This window comes from Streptomyces sparsus (assembly GCF_054776295.1).
The window spans coordinates 1-4106 of sequence record NZ_BAAHCA010000428.1; the positions used below are offsets into that span (position 1 = coordinate 1).

4 protein-coding genes are annotated in these 4106 nt (G+C 71.4%); 3 read left to right on the forward strand and 1 reads right to left on the reverse strand.

Going from position 1 to position 4106, the window contains the following annotated elements; all coding sequences use genetic code 11:
• A partial coding sequence (locus ACYVE9_RS17815) for an nSTAND1 domain-containing NTPase (protein WP_461028868.1) occupies positions 1-499 on the reverse strand: 499 nt, incomplete at its 3' end.
• Between the two features lie 260 nt (positions 500-759).
• On the opposite strand from ACYVE9_RS17815, the gene ACYVE9_RS17820 reads away from it, so the two are divergent.
• The 3 genes from ACYVE9_RS17820 to alaS form a co-directional block, all read left to right on the forward strand.
• Positions 760-1191: a DUF948 domain-containing protein gene (locus tag ACYVE9_RS17820; RefSeq protein WP_461028869.1), complete on the forward strand. Its 432-nt coding sequence runs from the start codon at positions 760-762 to the stop codon at positions 1189-1191.
• A gap of 7 nt (positions 1192-1198) precedes the next feature.
• Complete coding sequence (locus ACYVE9_RS17825; protein ID WP_461028870.1) at positions 1199-1546, forward strand: DUF6167 family protein; 348 nt, start codon at positions 1199-1201, stop codon at positions 1544-1546.
• Positions 1546-4106: alanine--tRNA ligase (gene alaS, locus ACYVE9_RS17830; protein ID WP_461028871.1), on the forward strand; the 2561-nt coding region annotated here is incomplete at its 3' end. The genes ACYVE9_RS17825 and alaS, both read left to right, overlap by 1 nt.

The window sequence follows — 4106 nt, forward strand, 5'->3', positions numbered from 1 at the left end:
CCGCGCCGGGCGTCGGCAGCGGGGCGAGCGGCAGCACCTGCTCACCCAGCACCTCCAGCGGGCGGCGGCTGGTGGTGAGCACCCGGAGGTCGGGCGCCGCCCGCAGCAGGCGGTGCACCACCGAGGCGCACTCCTCGACCAGGTGCTCGACGCCGTCCAGCACCAGCAGCGTGCTCCGGTCGGCCAGGTGCTCGGCGAGCACGGTCAGCGGTGCCCGGCCGGTGGCGTCGGTGAGTTCCAGCGCGTCGGCCACCGCGTGGGCGAGCAGTCCGGGATCGTGCAGGGTCGCGGCGTCCACCAGCCACACGCCGTCGCAGAAGCGATCCTGCACACTGCCGGCGCCCCGCAGCGCGAGCCGGCTCTTGCCCACCCCGCCCACACCGGTGACGGTCACCAGCCGGGAGTCGCGCAACCGCTCGGTGAGCACGTCCAGTTCCGCGGTCCGGCCGACGAAGTCCGTCAACTCGGCCGGCAGGTTGCCGGAACGATTTCCGTGCACACAGGGCTGCCCGGGGTAGCCGTCGTGACATGGAAAGCGCCGCATGGGACACGGAGCGTACTGACGCGACCGCGCAACGTACAACCGTCCCGCTCGAGGTCCCCGTCCTGGAACGACGGCACGGCACAATCCGTTACGGGCCCCAGCGCCCGGCGCGATAAGGTCGTGACACGCCGTCGCACCCGGTGGAACCGGTGTGCCGGCGACCGACGCGAGAGGTGACGCGTCACGACGACAACAACCGACGGAAGCGGTGCAGTGTGTCCGGTGGAGAGGTGGCCGGCCTTCTGGTGGCTGTCTTCTGGGCGATCCTGGTCTCGTTCCTCGCCGTGGTTCTGGCCAGGCTCGCCCAGACGCTCAAAGCCGCTACCAAGCTGGTGACGGGAGTGACGGAGCAGGCGGTTCCGCTGCTCGGAGAGGCGTCCGCGACGGTGCGTTCGGCGCAGAGCCAGCTCGCCCGCGTCGACTCCATCGCCTCCGACGTGCAGGAGGTCACCGCGAACGCCTCGGCGCTCTCCGCCACGGTCTCCACCGCGTTCGGCGGTCCCCTCGTCAAGGTCGCGGCCTTCGGCTACGGGGTGCGCCGTGCGTTGGGCCGCAAGAACGGATCCACCCCCCGCCCGGCCGTGGTCGTCAGCCGTACCGTGCCGCAGGCTCGCCGCGGCGGCTGGCGTGGCCGGGGAAAGGACTGATCAGCACATGTTCCGTCGTGCCTTCTGGTTCAGCGCCGGCGCCGCCACAGGCGTCTGGGCCACCACCAAGGTCAACCGCAAGCTGCGCAGCCTCACTCCTGAGTCGCTGGCCGCCCGTGCCGCGGAGAAGGCCGTCGACGCAGGCCACCGCCTCAAGGAGTTCGCCACCGACGTACGCTCGGGCATGGTGCAGCGCGAGGACGAACTCAACGACGCCCTCGGGCTGCACGCCTCCCCCGACGACCCCGCCCTCGGCCGCTCCGCGCGAGGGGCCGCCCTGCCCCGCGCCACTGCCGCGGACCCGCGGAACGAACTGGGCCCGATCCACCGAACGACCCGAAATGAGGACCACTGATGGAGTCGGCTGAAATCCGCCGCCGCTGGCTCAGCTTCTTCGAGGAGCGTGGGCACACCGTCGTGCCGTCGGCGTCGCTGATCGCGGACGACCCGACGCTGCTGCTGGTCCCCGCGGGCATGGTGCCGTTCAAGCCGTACTTCCTCGGTGAGGTCAAGCCTCCCCACGCCCGGGCCACGAGCGTGCAGAAGTGCGTGCGCACGCCCGACATCGAGGAGGTCGGCCGGACGACCCGGCACGGCACCTTCTTCCAGATGTGCGGCAACTTCTCCTTCGGTGACTACTTCAAGGAAGGGGCCATCCGCTACGCCTGGGAGCTGCTCACCTCCTCCGTGGCGGACGGCGGCTACGGCCTGGAGCCGGAGAAGCTGTGGATCACCGTCTACGAGCGCGACGACGAGGCCGAGCGGATCTGGCGTGACGTCATCGGCGTGCCGGCGGAGCGCATCCAGCGCCTGGGCATGGGCCCCAACTACTGGTCGATGGGCGTGCCCGGCCCCTGCGGCCCCTGCTCGGAGATCAACTACGACCGGGGCCCGGAGTTCGGCGAGGAGGGCGGCCCGGCCGTCAACGACGAGCGCTACGTGGAGATCTGGAACTTGGTCTTCATGCAGTACGAGCGTGGCGCCGGCGGCGGCAAGGAGGACTTCCCGATCCTCGGCGAGCTGCCCAGCAAGAACATCGACACCGGTCTCGGACTGGAACGCCTGGCGATGATCCTCCAGGGCGTGCGCAACATGTACGAGACCGACACCCTGCGCGTCGTCATGGACCGGGCCACCGAGCTGACCGGGGTCCGCTACGGCAGTGCCGAGCAGTCCGACGTCTCGCTGCGCGTGGTCGCCGACCACCTGCGCACGTCCGTGATGCTGATCGGCGACGGCGTCACCCCCGGCAACGAGGGCCGCGGCTACGTGCTGCGCCGCATCATGCGCCGCGCCATCCGCAACATGCGCCTGCTGGGCGCCACCGAGCCCGTCGTCGGCGACCTCGTCGACGTGGTGCTGAAGACGATGGGGCAGCAGTACCCCGAGCTGCTCACCGACCGCAAGCGCATCGAGACGGTGGCCCTCGCCGAGGAGGCGGCCTTCCTCAAGACGCTCCGGGCCGGCACCAACATCCTGGACACCGCCGTCACCGAGACCCGCGCGGCCGGCAGCGCTCAGCTGTCTGGGGAGAAGGCCTTCCTGCTCCACGACACCTGGGGCTTCCCGATCGACCTCACCCTGGAGATGGCCGCCGAGCAGGGCCTGAGCGTCGACGAGGACGGCTTCCGCCGCCTGATGCGCGAGCAGCGCGAGCGGGCCAAGGCGGACGCCCAGGCCAAGAAGACCGGGCACGCCGACCTCTCCGCCTACCGCGAGGTCGCCGACGCCGCCGGCACCACCGAGTTCACCGGCTACGTGCACACCGACGGTGAGGCCACCCTCGTCGGGCTGCTGCGCAACGGCGTCACCTCACCCGCCGCCCAGGAGGGCGACGAGGTGGAGGTCGTGCTCGACCGCACGCCGTTCTACGCCGAGGGCGGCGGCCAGCTCGCCGACACCGGCCGGATCAGGCTGGACAGCGGTGCCGTCATCGAGGTGCGCGACGTGCAGCAGCCGGTGGCCGGTGTGACGGTCCACAAGGGTGTGGTGCAGGTCGGCGAGGTGACCGTCGGCGCGGGCGTGTTCTGCTCCATCGACGTCTCCCGCCGCCGGGCCATCGCTCGCGCCCACAGCGCCACCCACCTGACGCACCAGGCCCTCCGTGACGCGCTCGGCCCCACCGCCGCGCAGGCCGGATCGGAGAACTCGCCCGGCCGGTTCCGCTTCGACTTCGGCTCACCCACCGCGGTGCCGGGGACGGTGCTGTCCGACGTCGAGCAGCAGATCAACGAGGTGCTCGGGCGTGAACTCGACGTGCACGCCGAGGTCATGAGCATGGACGAGGCGCGCAAGCAGGGCGCCATCGCCGAGTTCGGCGAGAAGTACGGCGACCGGGTACGGGTGGTGACGATCGGCGACTTCTCCAAGGAGCTGTGCGGCGGCACCCACGTCCACAACACCGCGCAGCTCGGCCTGGTCAAGCTGCTCGGCGAGTCCTCCATCGGGTCCGGGGTGCGACGTGTCGAGGCGCTGGTGGGCACCGACGCCTACCGGTTCCTGGCCAAGGAGCACACGGTCGTCGCCCAGCTCACCGAGTTGGTGAAGGGACGGCCGGAGGAACTTCCGGAGAAGGTCTCGGGCATGCTGAGCAAGCTCCGGGAGGCCGAGAAGGAGATCGAGCGGTTCCGCGCCGAGAAGGTGCTCCAGGCCGCCGGCGGACTCGCCGGGGACGCCAGGAACGTGGGCGGGGTGGCCCTCGCCGCGGCCCGGGTGCCGGACGGCACGGCCGCCGACGACCTGCGCGAGCTGGTGCTCGACGTGCGCAGCCGCATCCCCGGTGACCGTCCCGCCGTCGTGGCCCTGTTCAGTGTGGTCAAGGAGCGGCCGGTCACGGTCATCGCCACCAACGAGGCCGCCCGCGAGCGCGGCCTCAAGGCCGGTGAGCTGGTGCGGGCCGCGGCCAAGGCGCTCGG

Bases quoted from the DNA above. Each gene is read 5' to 3' on its own strand.
- ACYVE9_RS17825 (WP_461028870.1), top strand. From the start codon at position 1,199: ATGTTCCGTCGTGCCTTCTGGTTCAGCGCCGGCGCCGCCACAGGCGTC.